The sequence below is a fragment of the Maricaulis sp. genome (assembly GCF_039978735.1).
Taxonomy (GTDB): Bacteria; Pseudomonadota; Alphaproteobacteria; order Caulobacterales; family Maricaulaceae; genus Maricaulis.
Genome location: NZ_JBDWAS010000036.1, coordinates 1 through 20414, shown reverse-complemented (window position 1 = coordinate 20414; position 20414 = coordinate 1). Strand labels below are relative to the sequence as shown.

Genomic DNA, 20414 nt, shown 5'->3' with positions numbered 1-20414 from the left:
CTCCGGGCGGCGTTCGTGTAATCAGAACCCGTTTGGACTGATTAGATGTCTTTCAGGGCAGCAGCCGGACGGAAAGCCGCCTGGGTGCGAGCCTTGGACATCATTTTTTCGCCAGTGCGCGGATTGCGGACTTCGCGAGCTTCGCGGTGCTTGGCGTAGAAGGTGCCGAAGCCGGCGAGCTGAACGCTGTCATTGCCCTTGACCGAAGCGATGACGGCTTCGATCGCGGCGTCGACCGCATCGCCCGCTTGTGCGCGGGACAGACCGGTCTTGTCGCTGACGGCTTTGGCGAGATCAGACTTGTTCATAGGGTTCCCCCCGTTTAGTCGCGGCGCCGGCAGACACGGTCATCGTGTCCGGCCGGTGTGCCGCGTGTTCGTGGACGCCTCATCAAGGCCGAGAACCGGGCGTCTTTGCAAGCCATAACAGGTGAATCGGGCCGAATTCACTGCAATTTCCTTGGGACAAGTCCCATTTCTCGCCTTCGGCACCCGTTTTGCGTACATTTTGCAGCATGTATCAGGGTGAACCGACTCCTAACGCCGCCTCCGCGAATCGCCCGATTCGCCTGCTGCCGTTCGCACTTGCAGCAGGATTGGGCGCCTACATGCTCGCATTTTTCGCGGGTGCGGGAGAGACATGGTCGCCGGTGATCGCGGCCTGCGCGGCCGGCTGGACGCTCGGCCGCCTGATGCGGCGCTGAGCTATCCGGCGTTCGGCCAGAGGATCATCTGCGTGCAGCGGAAAAGGGCGACCGTCTTGCCGTCGCTGTCCCGGAACGCACGCGCATCCCAGACATGGGTCGTGCGGCCACGGTGAACCGGCGTTGCGATGCCCCTGAGCCGGCCGTCGCGGGCGGTGCCGAGATAGTTCGCCTTCAGCTCGATCGTGGTGAAGCCGCTCGCCCCTTCGGGCAGGTTCGCCACCGTGCCATAGCCGCACAGCGTGTCGACAAGGCCGATCACGCTGGCGGCATGCAGGAAGCCGTTCGGCGCCATCAATTCCTGGCGCACGTCCAGGAAGCCGGCAACTTCCTCGGTCGTCGCCGTCTCGATCACGACGCCGAGATGGCCGGGCAGATGCCCGGCCCCCCGTGCGTTCAGCATGTCGCGCAATGCGCTGCTGTCTTCGCTCATCAGATCTTGACCAGCATCTTGCCGGTATTGCGGCCGGAGAAGAGGCCCATGAAGGCGTCCGGGGCGTTCTCGATACCCTCGATGACCGTCTCGGCCGGCTTGATCTTGCCGGCGGCCATCCAGGCCGACAGGTCTCGCACGAAGCCGTCCATCATGTCAGCGTGATCGGTGACAATGAAGCCCTGGATCTTCAGCGACTTGCCGACGATGAAGGTGAGATTGTCGGTGATCGTCGCCGGCTGGGCGTCATTATAACGCTGGATCATGCCGCAGGCCGCGATCCGGCCCTTGGGTTTCAGCGTGTTGAGGGCGGCGGTGAAATGCGTGCCGCCGACATTCTCGAAATAGCCGTCAATGCCCTTGGGCGCGGCGTCCTGGATGGCGGCGGTGAGATTGTCGGTCGCCTTGTAGTCGACCACGGCATCGGCGCCGATCGACTTGACGAAGTCGCATTTTTCCTGGCCGCCGGCGGTCGCGACGACCGTGGCGCCCATCGCTTTGGCAAACTGGATACCGGCCGAGCCGACCGCGCCCGCACCGGCGGACATCCACATCGTCTCGCCTTCCTGCAGGTCGATGATCCGCTTGATACCGACATAGGCGGTCAGGCCCGTCAGGCCGGCAATGCCCAGATAGGCCTGCGGCGGCAGGATGGAGGTGTCGATCTTCTGCAGGGCCTTGCCCGGCGCGGTATAGGCTTCGCGCCAGCCGAACATGGAATTGACGAAATCGCCCGGCTTGAGGCCCTCGTAATTGCTCTCGACGACTTCGCCGACAGCGCCGCCTTCCATCACCTTGCCGAGCTCGAACGGGCCGACATAGGTGCGGATGCCGCTCATCCGACCGCGCATATAGGGATCGACCGAGATGTAGTGGTTCTTCACCGTCACTTCGCCTTCGCCCGGAGCCGGGACATCGGCCTCGGCGAGCTTGTAGTTCTCCGGCTTCGGATCGCCCTTGAGGTATTCCAGAAGATGGATTTCGCGAGACTTCATGGCGGTCTCTCCTTGTTCAGGGTTGGGGGAGGGTTATTGGATATCCGGCGCATAGAGCCGGATCAGGCTGAGATCATAGTTGACGTCGAGCGTGAAGGCGGTGCCGACAATCTGGCCGATCCCTGTCATCAGGAGCGTGACCGGCATAAGCAGTATCAGGCCCAGCAGGCGCAGCGCCACACCGCCCGCACTATGGCTGTAGAACCGGACGATAATCCGGCCGATGCAGAAATAATAGACGATCATGGCAAGGCCGAGCCCCAGCGAGAACCAGCCAAGGCCCAGCAGGACGAGCGGAATGGTCGCGATCATCACCACGAAGGAGGCATTGGTGGCGGTGAGGAAGAATTGCAGATGTCCCCAGAGAGGCACGCCGGGGCGGTAGAGCTTCAGCAGCAGCAGATAGGGCAGGGAGGTGATGACGGTGAGCGGCCAGAGCAGCATCGCGCCCCAGCTCTCGATGGTCTGGTTGACCTCGGCATGGGTGGGCACTTCGCCACTGGCATTCTGTCCCGTGGCAAGCCAGGCCTCCACGACCTCCGGCTCGATCGCGACCGTCAGCTGTTCCAGCGAGCCCGCCAGCGGCGTGCCGAACAGTGAGGCCACGACAAACTGGAAGGAGAAGAGCGCGACGAAAACGCGGATGGGCGAGAGATACTCGCTGAAATCGCCTTTCACGCCGGCCAGCGCCACATCGGGTGTGCGGGTCAGCGAATGCCAGAGGGTGCGGAAGATGCGGCCATCCAGATCGAAGGCGGCAATCGACACGGAATCGAGAATGTCGTTCGGCTTCGCCTTCGCCGCGGGTTTTTCCTCGGTGTCCAAGTCTGCATCCTCCCCCGTGCGCTGCATGGTAGTGCGCTTCGATGCGCGTGCAAGCCGGTTCGACGCCGCGGTATGGCGGCGGCGGGCTGCAATGCGCGGAAACACGTCTTGATGCAGGAGCGGCTTGATTGCAGGGGCGGGCGGGGTATTCAGCCCGGCAGACGGACAAGGACGTATCATGGTTTCGGAAAACAAGCGCCTGCGGGCCGGTGTTGTCGGTGCAGGCGTGTTCGGCGGTTTCCACGCCTCGAAATATGCGGCGCATGAGCGGGCCGATCTGGTCGGTATCTACGAGCCCGATATCGAGAAGGCGCGCGCGCTGGCGCACAAGCATGGCGCAAAAGCCTATGACAATCTGGCCCGCCTGATCGCCGATTGCGACGCCATTACGGTCGCCTCGCCGGCGGTCCACCATTTCGAGGCCGCAGCGGCAGCGCTGGCAAACAGCCGTCACGTCCTGGTCGAAAAGCCGATCGCCTCCAGCGTCGAGGAAGCGCGCGAGCTGATCCAGCTGGCCGCCACGCATGGCCGTGTGCTGCAGGTGGGGCATCAGGAACGCTTCGTGTTCAACGCCATGGGCCTGTTCGCCGTGCCGGACCGTCCCAAGCGCATTGTCGCCAGCCGCATGGGGCCGCCGTCCGAGCGCTGTCTCGACGTGTCGGTGACGCTGGATCTGATGGTGCACGATCTCGACCTGGCGATCGCCCTGGCGGGCGGGGCGGTGACATCCGTCGAGGGCGAGGTCGACAAGGGCCGTTTCGGCACGCCGGACATCGCCAGGGCGAAACTGGTCTTCGACAATGGCTGTGTCGCCGAGCTGGAAGCCAGCCGCGTCCATCACGAACGCGACCGCAAGATGCGCGTCGAGTACGAGGCGGGCGTGCTGGAGATCGATTTCGTCGCCAAGACGTTCGAGAATTCCACGCCCTACGCACTCAATGCCGATTTTGCCGATACACCGGTTGCACGCGATTCCCTGGGTGCCAATGTCAACGCCTTCATCGCCTCCGTGCTGGACGGCGAGCCGGTCGCGGTGCCGGGCATTGCCGGCCTGCGCGCGCTGGATGCGGCCCGGGCGATCGACGGGGCGCGCGTCTACGGATCGTGAGCCTCTTGCGGCGGGGCACGGCGCGGTCTAAGTCGCCCTCATGACGGACCGGATTTCCATTCTGACGGCCCAGCTCAACCCCGTGGTCGGGGATGTGTCGGGCAATCTGGCCAAGGCGCGTGCCGCGATTGCCGACGGCCGTATCCGTGGCGCCGACCTTGTCGTCTTCCCCGAAATGTTCCTCTTGGGCTATCCGCCCGAGGATCTGGTCCTCAAGCCGGCGGCCGTCGAGGCCTGCAAGCGGGCGCTGGATACGCTGGTCGAGGAGACCAAGTCCGGCCCGGCCGTGCTGGTCGGCCTGCCCTGGCGCCAGGGGCGCAAGCTGCACAATGCCGTCGCGCTGATCGATGACGGCCATCTCGTCGCCCTGCGCTTCAAGCATGAACTGCCCAATTACGCCGTGTTCGACGAGATGCGCGTCTTCCAGCCCGGACCGGTGCCGGAGATCGTCAAATGGCGCGGCATCCGCCTCGGCTTGCCGATCTGCGAGGATATCTGGCGCGAGACCGTGCCGCAGGCGCTGATCGACCAGGGCGCCGAGATGATGATCGTCATCAATGGCTCGCCCTGGCGCCGCACCATCGAGCGCGAGCGCAAGACCGCCTTTTCCGTCTGGTTCGACCGCTGGCAGGGCCGCAAGGCGATGATCTTCGTCAACCAGGTCGGCGGCCAGGACGAGCTCGTCTTCGACGGCGCCGGCTTTGCCCGCGACAGCGCCGGCGAGACCGTCCAGCGCCTGGCCGCTTTCGAGGAAGCGATGGATCTGGCCGTCTGGCAGCGCACGGAAACCGGCTGGTCGTGCGACAGCGAGGCGCGGGCGCCGGTCGTGTCCGGGCTCGAGGCCGACTGGAAGGCAATGGTGCTGGCCCTGCGCGACTATGTCGACAAGGCGGGGTTCCCGGGCGTCGTGCTGGGGATGTCCGGCGGGATCGACAGCGCGATCTCGGCGGCGATTGCCGTCGATGCGCTGGGGCCGGAACGGGTGTGGGCGGTGATGATGCCGTCGAAATACACCTCGCAGGAAAGCCTCGAGGATGCCCGCGAATGCGCGCAGATGCTGGGCATCCGCTACGATATTATCGATGTCGAACCGGCCATTGAGGCGTTCGGATCGACCCTGGCCGAAGTGTTTGCCGGCAAGGATCCCGACACGACCGAGGAGAACATCCAGTCGCGCGCCCGCGGCGTCGTGCTGATGGCGCTGTCCAACAAGTTCGGACCGATGGTGCTGTCCACCGGCAACAAGTCGGAAATGGCCGTCGGCTATGCCACGCTCTATGGCGACATGAATGGCGGCTACAACGCGCTCAAGGACGTCTACAAGACGGAAGTCTTCGAGCTGGCCTGGTGGCGCAATGCCCATCCGCGCGCGACCGGTCTCGGGCCCGTCGGCCAGGTCATCCCCGAGCGCATCATTACCAAACCGCCCTCGGCCGAGCTGCGTGAAGACCAGACCGACCAGGACAGCCTGCCGCCCTATGACGTGCTGGACGCCATTCTCTTCGCCCTCGTGGAGGAGGAGCGTTCGGTGCGCGACCTCGTCGCCGAAGGCCAGGACGAGGCGACGGTGCGCCGCATCGAGAACCTGCTCTACCGCGCCGAATACAAACGCCGTCAGGCGCCGCCGGGCGTGAAGATCGGCTCCAAGAATTTCGGCCGCGACCGCCGCTACCCCATCACCAACCGGTTCAAGTCGGGGGATTGATCCTGTCCCCCAGGCTGTCAGCTGTTTCCCCGGACCTGTTCCGGGGCCTGCCGGCGTTTGCGCGTCGTGAGGTTATGTTGGAGGCCGGCAGCAAAGAGGTGCTAGGCCCCGGAACAGGTCCGGGGGAAGCGCTTTGACACCATTTCAACCCTGCGACACACCGCCCCATCCCTTTATTCCGAAATTTCTGTCAAAACAGAAATCAACGAAACGGGAGCGCTCAAGGGAGGTCGCCATGCGCGATATTATCCGTGCCGATGCCGAACGTCGTTTTGCCAATGCCTGGACACGCCCGGTCGGTGCCTGGCTGGCGGCCTGCTTTGCCAGCGCTGCCGCGCTGGTGGCGGCCTTCGGTATGATCGGGGCCGTGGGCGCATGGCCAAGCGCGCCTGACATCGCCGAATTCGCCGCCGCGATCATTCCCGGCACGCTCTATTTCGGCGCTTTCATGATCGCGCTGACGGCCATCCCCACCCTCATCTTTGCCTGGATCATGCACAGCCAGGGCTGGAAGAAGATCTATACCAGCGCCCTGTTCGGCGGGCTCACCGGTGCCGGTGTCCTCCAGCTCTTCGGCTTTCCCATCCGGCACGGCGCCGAAGCCATCCCGGTCACCATGATGTTCTTCTGCGTCGGCCTGGTCGGCGGGAGCGTGTACCGGCTGGTGGCGGGGAAGGGGTGATGGGGTGGCGCATCCATGCCCGACCTGTTCTTGCCTGGTGTGGCGCCTGTACAGTTGCCGGGGCGGGGATGACGATGATCATCGTTGTCGTTGATGGCCCCGCTTCCGGGTATTTCCACAAGTGGAACGAGGTCATAGGTCTGTTCGGAGCCATGACGCTTTGGGCAGCCTACGTTACCGGAATCCCGGTTATCGGCCTGTTGGGCTTGGCAAGACTTGCGCGCTTGCCGCGTGGTTGGAGCGATGCAGGTATCGGCGGTATTCCCGGCTATATCGCGGCGGTGGCAGCGGCGGTCTTTTGGCTAAGCCCAAATTTCAGCGGTAGAACGGCGCTTGATGCGGCTTTTCTTGCATTGCTTCTGTTACTGCCCGGATGGTTGGCGGGCTTCACCTACTGGCACTTCGCCGGCCGTCCGCGTCCGCCATACTGAACCCCCGCTTGCCCCGGCGCGCGCGCGGCGCTAAGCCCTGCGGCTTATCTTCGAGCCAAGGCCTGCACCGATGACCAAAGTCCGTTTTGCGCCCAGCCCGACCGGCAAGCTTCATGTCGGCAATGTCCGCACCGCGATCTTCAACTATCTGTTCGCGCGCAAGGCGGGCGGGACCTTCCTGCTGCGTATCGACGATACGGATACGGAGCGCTCGACGCAGGCCTATGAGGACGGCATCCGTACCGACCTGACCTGGCTGGGCATTACCTGGGACGACACGTTCAGGCAGTCCGAGCGCTTCGAGCGCTATGGCGCGGCAGCGGAAACGCTGAAGGCGAAGGGCCTGCTCTATCCCTGCTACGAGACCGGCGACGAGCTGGAGCGCAAGCGCCGCCTGCAAATGGCGAATGGACGCCCGCCGGTCTATGACCGCGCCGCGCTGGAACTGACCGAGGCCGACCGCGCGAAGCTGGAAGCCGAGGGCCGCAAGCCGCACTGGCGCTTCAAACTGTCGGGCAATCCGGTGGAGTGGGACGACATGGTGCGCGGCCATGTCGCCATCGAGACCTCGTCACTGTCCGACCCGATCCTGATCCGCGAGGACGGTTCCTATCTCTACACCCTGCCGAGCGTGGTCGACGATATCGAGGCGGAGATCTCCCACATCATCCGCGGCGAGGACCACACGACGAATTCCGGCGCCCAGATCGAGATCTTCGAGGCGCTGGGCGGGACCGCTCCGAAATTCGGCCACCAGGCCCTGCTGGTCGGTGCCGACGGCGGCAAGCTGTCCAAGCGGACCGGTTCGCTGGGGATTGCCGAGCTGCGCGACGAGGAGGGCATCGAGCCGATGGCCATCATGTCGCTGCTCTCCCGGATCGGCACCTCGGATCCGGTCGATGCCTTCGCCGATGTCGACGGTCTGCTCGAAGGCTTCGATCTGGGCAAGCTGTCGCGCTCGCCGGCGCGCTTCGATCCGGAAGAGCTCAAGCGGGTGAATGCCAAACTGCTGCACACCATGCCCTATGCCGAGGCGCAGCCGCGCCTGGCCATGCTGGGCGCCGATGGCGGCGAGGCCTTCTGGAATGCGGTGCGTCCGAATCTGGAACGCCTGGACGATGCCAAGGCCTGGATGAGGCTGGTCGAGGGACCGGTGACGCCGGTGATCGAGGATGCCGGCTATGCCGCTGCCGCCGCCGAACGCCTGCCGTCCGGCACGCTCACCGGGGAAAGCTGGGGCGAGTGGACCAATGCGCTCAAGGCGGCGACCGGCCGCAAGGGCAAGGACCTCTTCATGCCGCTGCGCCTGATGCTGACCGGCGAGCCGCGCGGTCCGGAAATGGCCGTCCTCCTGCCGCTGCTGGGCCGCGACACGGTCCTCAAGCGCCTGCAAGGCGAAACGGCCTAGGCTGCGCCAAGGGCTCGCCCCGCTTGCGGGGGAGCTGTCCGCGACAGCGGACTGAGGGGGCGGTGCGAGAGCACCGCACAGCGCGTTGGCGCGCAACCGACACACCCCCATCGACCTCACCCGGCCTACTGGCCGGGCTCGGCCACTTCCCCCGCTGGCGCAGGGGAAGCCTTGTGCTTGCTTGAAAGTCATGAGTTTCTGTCTTCAAGTCAGGTTGTCTTGACATTCATGTGCCGCAGTGTCAGGTTTGCATGACAATAAGTCATATCAACCTGATGGAGCTTTCCATGTTCAAGTTCAAACCCGTGCCACCGGCGATCGGTGCCCTGATTGCCACGGTGACTGCGCTGGCCGCCGTGATGGCGGCCGAGGCCAGCGGCCAGGAGACGCTGCAGGTCGAGCGGGCCGGCACGGCCGGTGCGCGTACGGTGATCCTGGTTCCGGGGCTGGCGACGCCGGGCGCGGTGTGGGACGGCACGGTCGCGCAGTTCGAAAACACGGCGGACATGCATGTCGTCACCCTGGCCGGGTTTGGCGGCGTCGCTCCCGCCGAGCGTTCCGCCGGTGTGATCGAGACAGCGGTCAACGACCTGGCCGCGCTGATCGACCGGGAAGAGCTTACCGACGCCGTGATCGTCGGCCACTCGATGGGCGGCCAGATCGCGCTGCAGCTTGCCGCCGCCCGGCCGGGTGCCGTTACCGACGTGGTCGTCGTCGACAGTGCGCCCTTCTTCGCCCGCCTGTTCAATCCGGCCATCACGGCCGAGCAGGCGGCGGCCTTCGGTCAGGCCACCGCGGCCCAGATGGCGGCGATGGACCGCGATACCTATCTGGCCCAGTCGCGCATGGGCCTGCCCATCCAGTCGATCACGGCCGAGGGACAGGCGCAGGTGATGGCCTGGGTGGAAGCCTCCGACCCGGCCACCGTCGCCACGGCGTTCGGGGAAGTGGCCGGCAGCGATTTTTCGCCCGTCCTCGCCGATGTGGCGGCCGATGTAACGGTCCTGGTCGCTTGGGCGCCGGGTGCGCCGGTGGGTGCGGAGGCGCTGGCCGGTGTCTATGCCAGCCAGTACGCTGGCCTGGAATCGGTTGAGGTCGATGTGATCGAGGGATCGCGTCACTTCATCATGCTCGACCAGCCGGACGCGTTCGGCGAACGCCTGGCGGCTGTGATCGGTAACGGGGAGGGCGAATGATGCCGGCTGACAGGAAACCGTCCGCAAACAGGCGCTATGTCATTCATTTCGGCGTTGCGATGCTCGCCTACATGCTGGTCCTGTTCGGCTCGATCACGGCGATCAACAATGGCGAGCTGTCGGGCTGGTCGGCGGGGCTCGCCTCGCTGACACCGCTGATCCCGGCCTTCTATGCCCTCAGGGCCTTCATCGTGCGCATTCGCGAGATGGACGAATACCAGCGGCGCATCGCCACAGAGGCCATCCTGTGGGCCGCCGGCATCGTCGGCTTTACCAGCTTCGGCTATGGCTTTCTGGCCGGTGCTGTCGAGGTGCCCGAGATCAGCCTGATCTGGGTGCTGCCCGCTTTGGGCGGTTCGTTCGGCGTGGCGCAGTGTTACCTCTACTGGCGGGAAAACCGGTGAGGAACCGGTTGCGCGTGCTGCGGGCGGAACGCCGCTGGAGCCAGGCCGAGCTGGGCGAGCGGGTCGGTGTGTCGCGCCAGGCGATCAATGCGGTGGAGACCGGCAAGCACGACCCCTCGCTCACTCTCGCCTTTGCCCTGGCCCATGCCTTCGAACTGAAGATCGAGGATGTGTTCGACCCGCATGGCGCGCCGGATTAGCGCTATCGCGCCGGATGTGAATGGCAAAATGCACAAGCAGACCTTACTTTTGCCATCGAACATCGCTCATACTGCCGGTTCGGGAATGGGGGACCCGCGCAGCTTCGGCGGCGCGGGTCTTGCATCCGGTAGTGCAGTCTGACGGAATGGCCGAGCCGGCACGCCGTGACAGCCGGCCTGAAAGCAGCCGGTCGATGACAGGAGGTCCACCATGACCGCAACGCGGTCGTTCATCATAGCCGCCGTACTCGCCGCCCTGGCGATCGCTGCCGCCATGGCCTTCATCATGTACCGGCCTTCCGCCGACCAGGGCGCGCCGCAACAGCCGGCCGAGACCGCCCAGAGCGGCGAGACCGGCAGCGAGCGCGGTACCGCACCCGCCGCCATGATCGCGCCGCCCGTCTTCGATATCGTGCGCGTGGCGCCGGTCGGCTCTGCCGTCACGGCCGGCCGCGGCGAACCGGGCGCGACAATCCAGCTGCTGGCCGATGGTGAACCCCTGATCTTCACCGGCGAGGCCGGTGAGCGCACCGATATCCAGACCATCAATGAGCGCGGCGAATGGGTCATCATTCCCGACGAGCCGCTGCCCTCGGGCGCGGTCGAACTGTCGCTGCGCATGGTGGCACCGGACGGGCGGGAAATGATGTCCGAACAGGTCGTCGTCGTGTCCATTCCGGAACAGCGCGGCCCGACGCCGCTGGTCGTGGTGGGACGCCCCGGCGAGGCCAGCCGCGTCTGGCAATGCCCGTCCTGCCTGGATGCGGAAATGGGCACGCTGGTGCTGGAAACCGTCGACTATGATTCCACCGGCGCCGTGATCTTCTCCGGCCGGGCCGAGACGGGCACCACTGTCCGCATCTTCGCCAATGGCGCGCTGGTCGGCGAGACCCAGGTCGGCCGCGATGGCCGCTGGGACATGCAGGCCGGCGCCCTCCTGGCACCGGGCGTCTATGATCTCCAGATCGACCAGGTCGAGCCGGACGGCAATGTCTCCGCCGTGATCGTGCTGCCCTTCGAACGGGTCGCACCGGAAGCGCTCAATCTCGGCCCCGACTCGGTCGTGGTGCAGCCGGGCAATTCGCTGTGGCGCCTGGCCCGCCGTCTTTATGGCGAGGGCATCCAGTACACGGTGATCTACGAGGCCAATCGCAGCCAGATCCGCGATCCCGACCTGATCTATCCCGGCCAGGTCTTCCAGGCGCCGCGCGACGCCGACGGCGCCGGTACGGACGGCGAGGGCAACGGGTAGGAAGGCGCGCTTCTGCGGCAAGGATGTCCTGCTTTCCCCGGACCCGTTCCGGGGCCTGGCGCACTAGAAAACTGTTGCTGCCCGGAGCTACTCGGCGCTGCGCAGATAGCCGACGCGGTTTGTCGTCGACTGGCAGGCCCCGGAACGGGTCCGGGGAAAGTGGGCGCTCTCGAAGTATCGACATGCAGTCTCCCGCACTGGCGCCGCGCGGCCCAGCGCCCTATGTCATGGCGCGATGAGACCTCTTCCCGGCGATACCGAAGACGAAGCGAAATCCGCCCCCCAGGGCTCGCTTGGCAAGACCATGGTGCGCCTGTTCGCGCTGCTGGCCTCGCCGGACATGGCGAAATGGCGCTTCCGCATGGGCGTGGCGCTGGCGCTGACCGTGGTTGCGAAACTGTTCGCGGTGGTGGCGCCGGTCTTTTTCGGTGACGGCATCAACCTGATTTCCGCCCGCCTGGGCGAAGGGGGCGCTGGAGCGGGCGAGAGCTCCGATGCGGCGACGGGCCTGCTGTCAGGCCTCGCCGGCACATTCGGTATGGCCTTCTTCGCCTATGCCGTGGCGCGTTTCATGTCGGTCGGAGCCCCGCAATTGCGCGATGCCCTGTTCGCGCCGGTCAGCCAGGACGCCCAGCGCCTGACGGCCGTGAACGCCTTTGCCCACGTGCAGACCCTGTCGATCGGCTATCACCAGACCAAGCGCACCGGCGCGCTCAACCGCATCATCGAACGCGGTGCGCGGGCCGTCGATTTCCTGATGCGCTTCCTCATTTTCAACATCGCGCCGACCCTGCTGGAGCTGGGTCTGGCAGCGATTGTGCTCAGCGTGAACTATGGCTGGGAGTTCGCCGCCATCGCCGTGGTGACGGTCGTCATCTACATGATGCTGACCTGGTCGGTGACCGAGTGGCGGGTGCGCATCCGCCGCCAGATGAACGAGGCCGACAATGAGGCCTCGGCGCGGGCGGTCGACAGCCTGATCAATTTCGAGACGGTGAAGGCCTTTGCCGCCGAGCGGCGCGAGTCCGACGCCTTCGACGATGCGATGACGCGCTATGCCCATGCCGCGGCGCGGTCGCAATCCTCGCTGGCCCTGCTCAACGGCGCCCAGGCCTTCGTGATGAATGGCGGTCTTCTGGCGATGGCGCTGATGGCCGGCTGGAAGGCCTGGAACGGCGTCTTGCAGCCGGGCGATATCGCGGCTGTCACGATGATGCTGATGAATATGTACCAGCCGCTCAACATCCTCGGCTGGGCCTATCGCGAGATCAAGCAGGGTGCGATCGACATGGAGCGGGTGTTCGACACGCTGGCGCTCCGTCCGGAGGTCGCCGATGCACCGGATGCGCACGATTTGCGCCTCACAGGCGGTGCCGTGCGGTTACACGATGTGACATTCACCCATGATGGCCGGTCGCGCTCGGTCAATGGTGTGGAGCTGGACGTTCCGGCCGGCGGCTTTGTCGGCATCTGCGGACCGTCGGGCGCCGGCAAGTCGACCGTGCTGCGCCTCCTCTTCCGCTTCTACGATCCCGACGGCGGCCGGGTGGAGATTGACGGCCAGGACATCGCCCATGTCACCCAGGAAAGCCTGCGCGAGGCGCTGGGCCTCGTGCCGCAGGACGTGGTCCTGTTCAACGATACGCTGCGCTCCAATATCGTTTATGGCCGTCCGGACGCGTCGGAGGACGAGATCTGGCAGGTGCTGGAGCGTGCCCATCTGGCCGCCTTCGTGCGCGGTCTGCCGGACGGTCTGGAAACCCGGGTGGGCGAGCGCGGACTGAAGCTTTCGGGCGGCGAGAAACAGCGCGTCGGCGTGGCGCGCGCAATCCTGAAGAACCCGGCCATACTGGTGCTCGACGAGGCGACTTCGGCGCTGGACAGCCAGACCGAAAAAGAGGTCCAGGCAGCGCTGGCCGAAGCCGCGCGCGGGCGGACCACGATAGCCGTCGCGCACCGCCTGTCGACGATTGCCGGGGCCGACCGGATCTTCGTGCTCGACGACGGCCGGGTCGCGGAAAGCGGCACCCATGACGAATTGCTCGCTCGCGATGGTCTCTACGCCGCCATGTGGCGCCGACAGAGTGAGGCGGGCGAGGGCAGCGTCGTGCCGTTTCCGGTGAACGCGGAAGACACGGCGGTGAATTAGGCGCGCTCCAGCCCCCTTTGCAGCACTTCATAGATGTGCGGATCGTCGCACTGGGCGACGTTGAAGCGCAGGAAGTTGCGGGCCGTTTGCGACGGGCTGAATGTATTGCCCGGAGCCAGGACGACCTGGTGTTTCAGGGCAAAGCGGGCGAGGTCGGCGGCGTCGGTATCGCCGGGCAGGCGGCACCACAGGAACATGCCGGCAGCCGGTCGCACCCAGGGATCGATGCCGATCCGGGCCAGCCGGTCTGCGGTTCTCGCCATGGCTTCGGCCAGTCGCGTGCGCACCCCCTCGACATGTTTGCGATAGGCGGCACTGCGCAACAGGTGGAGGACGATTTCCGACGTCATCCGCCCGCCGCCGAATGTGGTGGAGATGCGCAGATCGACCAGCGCTTCGACCCAGTCCGGCCGCGCCGCGATGAAGCCGCAGCGGCCGGCGGCGGTGAGAGTCTTGGAGAAACTGCCCAGATGGATGACGTTCTCCAGCCCGTCATAGGTCGCCAGGCGCGGGCCGGGGTTCACTTCCAGATCGGCATAGACATCATCTTCCAGAATGGTCAGCCCGGCGCGTTCGGCCAGTTTGAGCACCTGGTGCACGACGGTCGGTGACAGGGTCACGCCGGTCGGATTGTGCAGACCGGAATTGGTGATGTAGAGGCGCGGTTTCTCGCGCTCGAGGATCTCGGCGAACGCTTTCACATCCGGTCCGGCCGGTGTGTAGGGCACGCCGACAATCTTCACCCGGTGCGAACGCAACAGGGTCTGGAAGTTGAAATAGCTCGGATCGTCCAGCAGCACCGTATCGCCCGGCTCGACCAGGAAACGGCAGACGAGATCGATCGCCTGGGTACCGGAATCGGTCAGCACGACATGGTCCGGCGAGGTCTCGATCCCGCGCTCGGCCAGGCGGCGGGCCACGATCTGGCGCAGGGCGGGCAGGCCGCGCGGCGAGCCATATTCCACGAGTGTGCTGGTATCGGCCCGCGCCAGCGACCGCAGCGCCCGGCGGATATCCGCGTGCGGCATCCAGCTGTCCGGCAGCCAGCCGCAGCCGGGCATGCGCACCTCCGGACCGGCTTCCAGCGCCTGACGGGAAATCCAGAACGGATCGACCTCGCGGTCCAGCCTGGGACCGAGGTCGGCAACGGCGAGCGGCGCCAGCGGAGCCGCGACATAGAAGCCGGAGCCGGGCCGCGACTGGATCGTGCCCTCCGCGGCGAGCCTGTCGTAGGCCGTCACGACAGTGGATTTGGACACGCCCAGCGTTTCCGCCAGGGCGCGGATCGAGGGCAGGCGGGCGCCGGGCGTCAGGCTGCGCGAGGCGATCCGGCTTTCGATCGTCGCCATGACCTTGCCGACAAGGGAGGTGTCTGCGGCGTGGGAGAGGGGGCTGCCATCGGCCATCTGTATTGCTCTTTGTACCAGTACGGTTTTGCCAAATTGTATCGGAGTGTCTCTCGCCTTTCCAGCCCGCCGCCGCTCTCATGATGCGGTCACACAGACAGGAGAGCGTCATGAGCGGTGCGTATCGGGGCTGGGCCAGCGGATTTGCCGGAATGCTGATCTTCAGCGGATCCATGCCGGCGACACGGATCGCGGTATCGGGCTTCGATCCGGTCTTCCTGACCGCCATGCGCGGCAGTATCGCCGGCGTGCTGGGCCTCCTGCTGCTGGTGGTGCTGCGCGAGCGCCGGCCGGCGCGGGGCGATCTCCTGCCGCTGGCCGCGACGGCGGCCGGCGTGGTGATCGGCTTTCCGCTGCTCTCGGCCCTGGCGCTGGAACGGGTGGATGCGGCCCGCTCGCTGGTCTTTCTCGGCCTTTTGCCGCTGATCACGGCGATCTTCGGCTTCCTGCGCGCCGGCGAGCGTCCGCATCCGGTCTTCTGGATTTTCTCGGGCCTCGGCGCGGCGCTGGTCGCCGGTTTCGCCCTCGGCCGCGGCGGCAGTTCCGACCTGATTGCCGACGGCATGATGATGGCGGGACTGATCCTGTGCGGCATGGCCTATGCCGAGGGCGCGCGGCTGTCGCGGCATCTGGGCGGCTGGCAGGTGATCTCCTGGGCGCTGGTGCTGGCCCTGCCGGCCATGCTCGCCCTCTCGCTGTTCACCGCGCCCGCCACTTTGGAAGGCATCGCCCTGCCGGTCTGGCTGAGCGTGGGGTATGTGTCGGTTTTCTCCATGCTGATCGGCTTCATCTTCTGGTATCGCGGCCTGGCCCAGGGCGGCATTGCGGCGGTCAGCCAGCTGCAGTTGCTGATGCCCTTCTTCGGTCTCATGCTGGCGGCCCTGCTGCTGCACGAGCATATCAGTGGCGCGATGCTCGCCACGGCAGCCGGGATCGTTCTGTGCGTGGCCGGGGCAAAGCATTTCTCCCGTCCGGGATCGCGCAGTGCTGCCGCGTTCACACGCCTGCGCCGGCGTGCATAATCGGCTCTTGGAACAGAATCCCGAGCGGTGGCGTGATCAGGTGAGCCGGCTTCCCCTTCACCGGATCACGCTTTGAACGGTCCCACGGAGTCGCCATGGCCAGTGCCCCGCAAACTTTGCCTGACGGGCGTCCCGCCATCGGCCTCATCGGTCTGGGGGCGTTCGGACAGCTGGCCGCGCAGCATCTGGCGCCCCATGCCGACCTGACCGGTCACGATCCCCATGCCTCCATGCCGGACGGTGTGCGGGCCGGGACGCTCGCAGGGGCGGCAGCGCAGCCGGTCGTCATCCTGGCCATGCCGGTTCAGGCGCTGGCCGAGGTGGCGGCCGCCATTGCGCCGCATATCCAGCCGGGCGCGCTGGTGATCGATGTGGCCTCGGTGAAGCTGGAGCCGATGCGCATCCTGCGCGAGACCCTGCCGGCCGGCACCCGCATCCTGGGCACCCACCCGCTCTTCGGTCCGCAGAGTGCGGCGCAGGGCGTGGCGGGCCAGTCGATCGTGCTGTGCCCGGAACCGGGCGTGGACCCGGACTGTGTGGCCAGCTTCCTGCGCGAGCGGCTGGCGCTGGACGTGCACCTGTCAGACGCCGACACGCACGACCGCACCATGGCCAGCGTGCAGGCGCTGACCCACCTGGTCTCCAAGGTGATCACCGATCTTGATCTGCCGCCCGCGCCCTATACGACGCGCTCCTTCGACCTGCTGGCAGAAGCCGCGCGGCTGGTCTCGCAGGACAGTGACGCGCTGTTCCGGGCGATCGAGCGGCATAATCCGCATGCGGCCGATCTGCGCCGCCGCTTCTTCGAGGCGGCCCGGGCGCTGGACACGCGTCTGGCCGAATAGCACCGGCTTAAGCGCTTGCTCACTTTCGGGGGGCATTCTGGTCATCAGCAACCGGACGGCAGCGTCCGGAACAGGGGTGCGCGGACCGGAGGGGAGGGCCATGGCACGCGGCGAGATCCGTCCGGTCTCACCGGACGATATTCCGGCGATCACCCGCATCGTGCGCGATTGCGGCTTTCCCGAGCGGTCCGAAGCGGGCTGGCACTGGGTGCTGTTCGAAAACCCCGACCAGGACGGTATCCCGTCCGGCTGGGTGTGCGAGCGCGACGGCGTTGTGGTGGGCCTGATCGGCAATTTTGCCTCGCGCTACCGGATCGGCGAGCGCACGCTGCGCGCCGCCATCGGTCACACGCTGGTGACCGACCTCTCCGCCGGGCGCCAGGCCGGGATCACCCTGGCCCGTCACGGCCTGCGCCAGACCGGCGTCGACGTCTATTCCACCCTCAACAATAACGGCCTGTCTGCGCGCATCCTGCCGCGGATCGGTGCTGCGCCCTGGCTGGGCGAGGCGGGGCGGGTGTGGCTGGAATGGCCGACCGCGCCGCTGCGTATTGCGCTGACGCGTCTGCAGAAGGCGTTGCACCGACTGCCGCCGGATCGCGAGCGCTTCAGCCGGGTGTTCGAGCTGGGCCTGGATACCGCTGACCGGCCGGCGCCGCGTGTGACGGTGGAGCCGCTGGACCGGGCTGACGATGTCGATCTCGCCCGCCTGACAGAGCGGCTGGCCGCTTCGGGTGAGGCGGTGCGGGTTTTCGACCGTGAACGGCTGGATTATCGCCGCCGCGACCCCGACCGGGCCGGCGGGTTCGACTATCTCCTCGCGCGCATCGACGGTGTGCCGGCGCTGCTGGCCGGGACGCTGCTGACCAAGCCTTCGGCCGACGGGCTGGAGCATGTCGAGATTGTCGACTGGCTGGGCGTGGACGATGAGGACGGCATTGCCGCCCAGATCGCGGTTCTGCGGCATATCCTGGCGTGCGCGCGGCGGGCCGGTGTGGCCAAGGTGCGGCTGCATTTCCCCCGGGCGGTTCCCGGGGCCGTCACCAGGGCCGGGGGCTGGTGCCTGACGCGCCGGCTCGACTACGACCCCTGCCATGTCCAGTTCCGCGACGACGCCATGCGCCAGGCCTGGACGCCGCGCCCCGGCGATGCCGACTACTTCTTCGCCTACCGCACGCCGCCGGGCTTGATGCGGTAGCGACGCGCCTACCCCGCCGGGAAGAAGCGCCGCAGGGCGCTGAGCGTGCCGCGGGTGCGGCCGCGCAGGCTGGTTTCAGCGGCACAGATCTGGTCGAGCCGGCGGCGGGTGCGACCGATGAGGCGGGCCAGCACGCCCGGACCAGCATGTTCCAGCCGGTGCAGCGTGTGGCGAACGGGCTGGAAGGCGGTGCGGCGGCTTTCCGCGAACAGGGTCGCCGACACGCCGGTGCGCTCGCCATTGGCGAAATAATCCTTGTAGCCATGCTCGGCCGTGCCGGCATCGTATTCCACGACCCCGCGCGCGGCGATCTCGGGCAGGAGATGCATCACCAGCAGATGGCCGGGCGAATAGGCGGCAAAGCGCGGCTCATATCCCGCCAGCCAGCCATGCATGACGGGGCCGGAGCGCAGGTTGAACTCGGCCGCGACGAATTCGCCGCCCGCTTCGAGCACAAAGAGTTCGGCACAGAAATCGCTGCCGGTGCGCGTCTGGTGCAGGCTTTCCAGCAGGGCGCGTACCCAGGCCGGGGAGAGCACGTCGTGCAGGCCCGAGCGCACCAGCTGGGCGCGCTTGATGTCGAGCAGCCGGCCCAGCGCCTCGCTCTCCGGTCCGGCGCGGGTCAGGGTGACGGGGCCGTAGTCGGCGGCGAGCTTGCGGCCGAGGCGGCGCAGTTTCTTGAAATGGCGGGGATGATGGCGGGCAAGACCGTCGAGCGTGGCCCGGGCTCCGGCGCTGAGGTCGGTGACCAGCGAGCGCGTGGCTTCCTCATGCAGGGCCGGACCGCCGGGGCGGCAGGTCATGTTCGAGCCCGTATGACCGGCCAGGCCCAGCGCGTCGATCAGGCGGGCCGGGGTCAGCGTGCTGCCCGGCGCGATCAGCGGGCCGTTCCAGTCGGCAAAGGGGGCACCGGCCGGCCGCGTCCAGCCATCGCGCGCCACCTGCAGCGGCCAGGCGGCGACCAGCGTCTCGTCCTCGAAGGCAAGGCCGATGAAAGTGTCGGGGCGGACCTGCGCGACGGCGCGGGCAAAACCGGGGTCGAGGAAGGGGCTTTCACAGCCAGGGCAGGCGGCGCGCAGGCGGGCGAGGGACTGCCAGTCCCTCTCGCTCAGTGCGGCGGCCTCGACCAGCTGGAATGTCTCGCGCATCGCTCACCCTTCGTGTGCCGGCGCGGGAATCATCCGCACGGCAGTACGGATCATGCGAGTTTCATGCCGGGGGAAGCGGGGCTGCAGGCAGGTGAAGATGTGCAGAATCGGAACGCGCAGGGCGTCCGGCAAACCGTTCGGGGATCGGGAGATTTCGCTTTCAGGAGAAGAATGGCTCCCCGGGACGGGCTCGAACCGCCGACCCGGTGATTAACAGTCACCTGCTCTACCAACTGAGCTACCGGGGAATACCGTTCTCTCAAGCGAGGACCGGCTTTTATCAGAGCTTCTGTTCGGGGCGCAAGCACCCTGCTGCTCAAGACCTGCCGGTTTCCTGCAAAAAAAATCGGGAGCCGCGAAGGCTCCCGAAAAGGCATTGGGTGGATGGTGGGGTGTCTTCACGGGAAGACGCGTACAGAATTGGTTGAGAACCCTTAAGGCGGAGTTAACGGGGTCGGGAAAATTGGGAAAATGGTTCACCGTCCTTGCCGCTTCCCTAATGGATTCATGGAAATGAGCGGCTTTTCGAAGATCTTTCGTTAGCCATGTTTTTTGCGGTTTCCGGTTCCGGGCCCGGCCGTGCTAGTGATTCGGTCTGCCGATACGCGAATTCGACACGGGAGTTCGACACGGGGAGGTGAGGATGCGCGAACACACGACTTTCAGCTCTTTCTGGCCCTATTACCTGCGTGAGCATGCCCGTCCGGCGACGCGCAACTGGCATTATGTCGGGTCCACCCTGGCCATCCTGGTGCTGATCGCTGCGCTGGCGACACAGACCTGGTGGGGCCTGCTGGCGGTTCCGGTCGCGGGCTATTTCTTCGCCTGGGTGAGCCACGCCTTTGTCGAGCGCAACAAGCCGGCGACCTTCACCTATCCGCTCTGGTCGCTGATCAGCGACTACCGCATGTTCGGCCTCTTCCTGACGGGCCGCCTCGATGGAGAGCTGGAAAAGGCGGGCGTGCGTCCGGACGGTACGGTGGAAGCGGAACACGCCTGAGCTTCCCGGCGGGCGGGGGCCTGCGCGATTGAGCCGCGGTGTCTCCCTCAACCTCTCCCATTTTTCCCGGCCACCCGCTTTCGCGGGCGCAGGCTTCAGCCTGCGCAGGCAGGCTGCAGATACGGGATCTACTCTGCTGCGTGAAGCGTGAGCCGCGTCCAGTCGGTCCCGGACAGCGCTGCGCGCTTCCGGGAAAAATCGTGTGTGTTTGCAGATGAGGAAGCACGAAACCCTCCACGGCGCTGTGCGCCTGGAGCGATGAGAGGGGTGCGGGATGCACGGCGGACATCGTGTCCGGATTTGA

At 66.3% G+C, this 20414-nt stretch carries 20 protein-coding genes and 1 tRNA gene; 14 read left to right on the top strand and 7 right to left on the bottom strand.

The features are described from left to right. Positions 1-41 precede the first annotated feature (41 nt). The 4 genes from ABJO18_RS10175 to ABJO18_RS10160 all read right to left on the bottom strand — a co-directional run bounded on the left by ABJO18_RS10175 (position 42) and on the right by ABJO18_RS10160 (position 2956). Positions 42-308 (bottom strand): HU family DNA-binding protein, encoded by a 267-nt coding sequence (locus ABJO18_RS10175; RefSeq protein WP_271185153.1) that lies wholly within the window; start codon positions 306-308, stop codon positions 42-44. Between the two features lie 396 nt (positions 309-704). Next, positions 705-1136 carry a PaaI family thioesterase gene (locus ABJO18_RS10170; protein ID WP_348508705.1) on the bottom strand — a complete coding sequence of 144 codons (432 nt, stop codon included), beginning with the start codon at positions 1134-1136 and terminating at the stop codon, positions 705-707. Further along, positions 1136-2131 (bottom strand): NADP-dependent oxidoreductase, encoded by a 996-nt coding sequence (locus tag ABJO18_RS10165; RefSeq protein ID WP_348508704.1) that lies wholly within the window; start codon positions 2129-2131, stop codon positions 1136-1138. Before ABJO18_RS10165 ends, ABJO18_RS10170 begins: the two co-directional genes overlap by 1 nt. Positions 2132-2164: 33 nt before the next feature. After that, positions 2165-2956 (bottom strand): hypothetical protein, encoded by a 792-nt coding sequence (locus ABJO18_RS10160; protein WP_348508703.1) that lies wholly within the window; start codon positions 2954-2956, stop codon positions 2165-2167. 178 nt (positions 2957-3134) lie between these two features. On the opposite strand from ABJO18_RS10160, the gene ABJO18_RS10155 reads away from it, so the two are divergent. From ABJO18_RS10155 to ABJO18_RS10110, 10 genes are all read left to right on the top strand, one after another. Beyond that, positions 3135-4064: a Gfo/Idh/MocA family oxidoreductase gene (locus ABJO18_RS10155; RefSeq protein WP_348508702.1), complete on the top strand. Its 930-nt coding sequence runs from the start codon at positions 3135-3137 to the stop codon at positions 4062-4064. Between the two features lie 40 nt (positions 4065-4104). Further along, positions 4105-5769 carry an NAD+ synthase gene (locus tag ABJO18_RS10150; RefSeq protein WP_348508701.1) on the top strand — a complete coding sequence of 555 codons (1665 nt, stop codon included), beginning with the start codon at positions 4105-4107 and terminating at the stop codon, positions 5767-5769. A gap of 235 nt (positions 5770-6004) precedes the next feature. Then, positions 6005-6451, top strand: coding sequence for a hypothetical protein (locus ABJO18_RS10145; RefSeq protein WP_348508700.1), 447 nt, complete (start codon positions 6005-6007; stop codon positions 6449-6451). A 74-nt stretch (positions 6452-6525) separates the two neighbouring features. Continuing rightward, positions 6526-6882, top strand: coding sequence for a hypothetical protein (locus ABJO18_RS10140; protein WP_348508699.1), 357 nt, complete (start codon positions 6526-6528; stop codon positions 6880-6882). A gap of 70 nt (positions 6883-6952) precedes the next feature. Further along, a complete protein-coding gene (gene gltX, locus ABJO18_RS10135) occupies positions 6953-8290 on the top strand; it encodes a glutamate--tRNA ligase (RefSeq protein ID WP_348508698.1) in 1338 nt (445 codons plus the stop codon). A 287-nt stretch (positions 8291-8577) separates the two neighbouring features. Further along, positions 8578-9486 (top strand): alpha/beta hydrolase, encoded by a 909-nt coding sequence (locus ABJO18_RS10130; protein WP_348508543.1) that lies wholly within the window; start codon positions 8578-8580, stop codon positions 9484-9486. Next, positions 9483-9890 (top strand): hypothetical protein, encoded by a 408-nt coding sequence (locus ABJO18_RS10125; protein ID WP_348508544.1) that lies wholly within the window; start codon positions 9483-9485, stop codon positions 9888-9890. The genes ABJO18_RS10130 and ABJO18_RS10125 overlap by 4 nt, the downstream gene beginning before the upstream one ends. After that, positions 9887-10090, top strand: coding sequence for a helix-turn-helix transcriptional regulator (locus ABJO18_RS10120; RefSeq protein WP_348508545.1), 204 nt, complete (start codon positions 9887-9889; stop codon positions 10088-10090). Before ABJO18_RS10125 ends, ABJO18_RS10120 begins: the two co-directional genes overlap by 4 nt. 211 nt (positions 10091-10301) lie before the next feature. Further along, a complete protein-coding gene (locus ABJO18_RS10115) occupies positions 10302-11342 on the top strand; it encodes a LysM peptidoglycan-binding domain-containing protein (protein ID WP_348515869.1) in 1041 nt (346 codons plus the stop codon). A 235-nt stretch (positions 11343-11577) separates the two neighbouring features. Then, positions 11578-13491, top strand: coding sequence for an ABC transporter ATP-binding protein/permease (locus ABJO18_RS10110; protein ID WP_348508164.1), 1914 nt, complete (start codon positions 11578-11580; stop codon positions 13489-13491). On the opposite strand, the gene ABJO18_RS10105 is transcribed toward ABJO18_RS10110, so the two are convergent. After that, complete coding sequence (locus ABJO18_RS10105; protein WP_348508165.1) at positions 13488-14897, bottom strand: PLP-dependent aminotransferase family protein; 1410 nt, start codon at positions 14895-14897, stop codon at positions 13488-13490. The two genes, ABJO18_RS10110 and ABJO18_RS10105, sit on opposite strands and share 4 nt — an antisense overlap. Before the next feature lie 110 nt (positions 14898-15007). Here ABJO18_RS10105 and ABJO18_RS10100 point away from each other — a divergent pair, with 110 nt between their 5' ends. The 3 genes from ABJO18_RS10100 to ABJO18_RS10090 all read left to right on the top strand — a co-directional run bounded on the left by ABJO18_RS10100 (position 15008) and on the right by ABJO18_RS10090 (position 17962). After that, entirely contained in the window at positions 15008-15919 is a 912-nt protein-coding gene (locus ABJO18_RS10100) for a DMT family transporter (RefSeq protein WP_348508166.1), read from the top strand. Positions 15920-16014: 95 nt separating this feature from the next. Then, positions 16015-16764 carry a prephenate dehydrogenase/arogenate dehydrogenase family protein gene (locus ABJO18_RS10095; RefSeq protein ID WP_348515868.1) on the top strand — a complete coding sequence of 250 codons (750 nt, stop codon included), beginning with the start codon at positions 16015-16017 and terminating at the stop codon, positions 16762-16764. A 100-nt stretch (positions 16765-16864) separates the two neighbouring features. After that, entirely contained in the window at positions 16865-17962 is a 1098-nt protein-coding gene (locus ABJO18_RS10090) for a hypothetical protein (protein WP_348507036.1), read from the top strand. 8 nt (positions 17963-17970) lie between these two features. Here the strand turns inward: ABJO18_RS10090 and ABJO18_RS10085 are convergent, their stop codons facing one another. Then, entirely contained in the window at positions 17971-19110 is a 1140-nt protein-coding gene (locus ABJO18_RS10085; protein WP_348507037.1) for a GNAT family N-acetyltransferase, read from the bottom strand. A 172-nt stretch (positions 19111-19282) separates the two neighbouring features. Next, positions 19283-19358 (bottom strand) — tRNA-Asn (locus tag ABJO18_RS10080). A gap of 395 nt (positions 19359-19753) precedes the next feature. On the opposite strand from ABJO18_RS10080, the gene ABJO18_RS10075 reads away from it, so the two are divergent. Continuing rightward, on the top strand, positions 19754-20110 hold the full coding sequence (locus ABJO18_RS10075; protein WP_348507038.1) for a DUF962 domain-containing protein: 357 nt from the start codon (positions 19754-19756) through the stop codon (positions 20108-20110). Positions 20111-20414 lie beyond the last annotated feature (304 nt).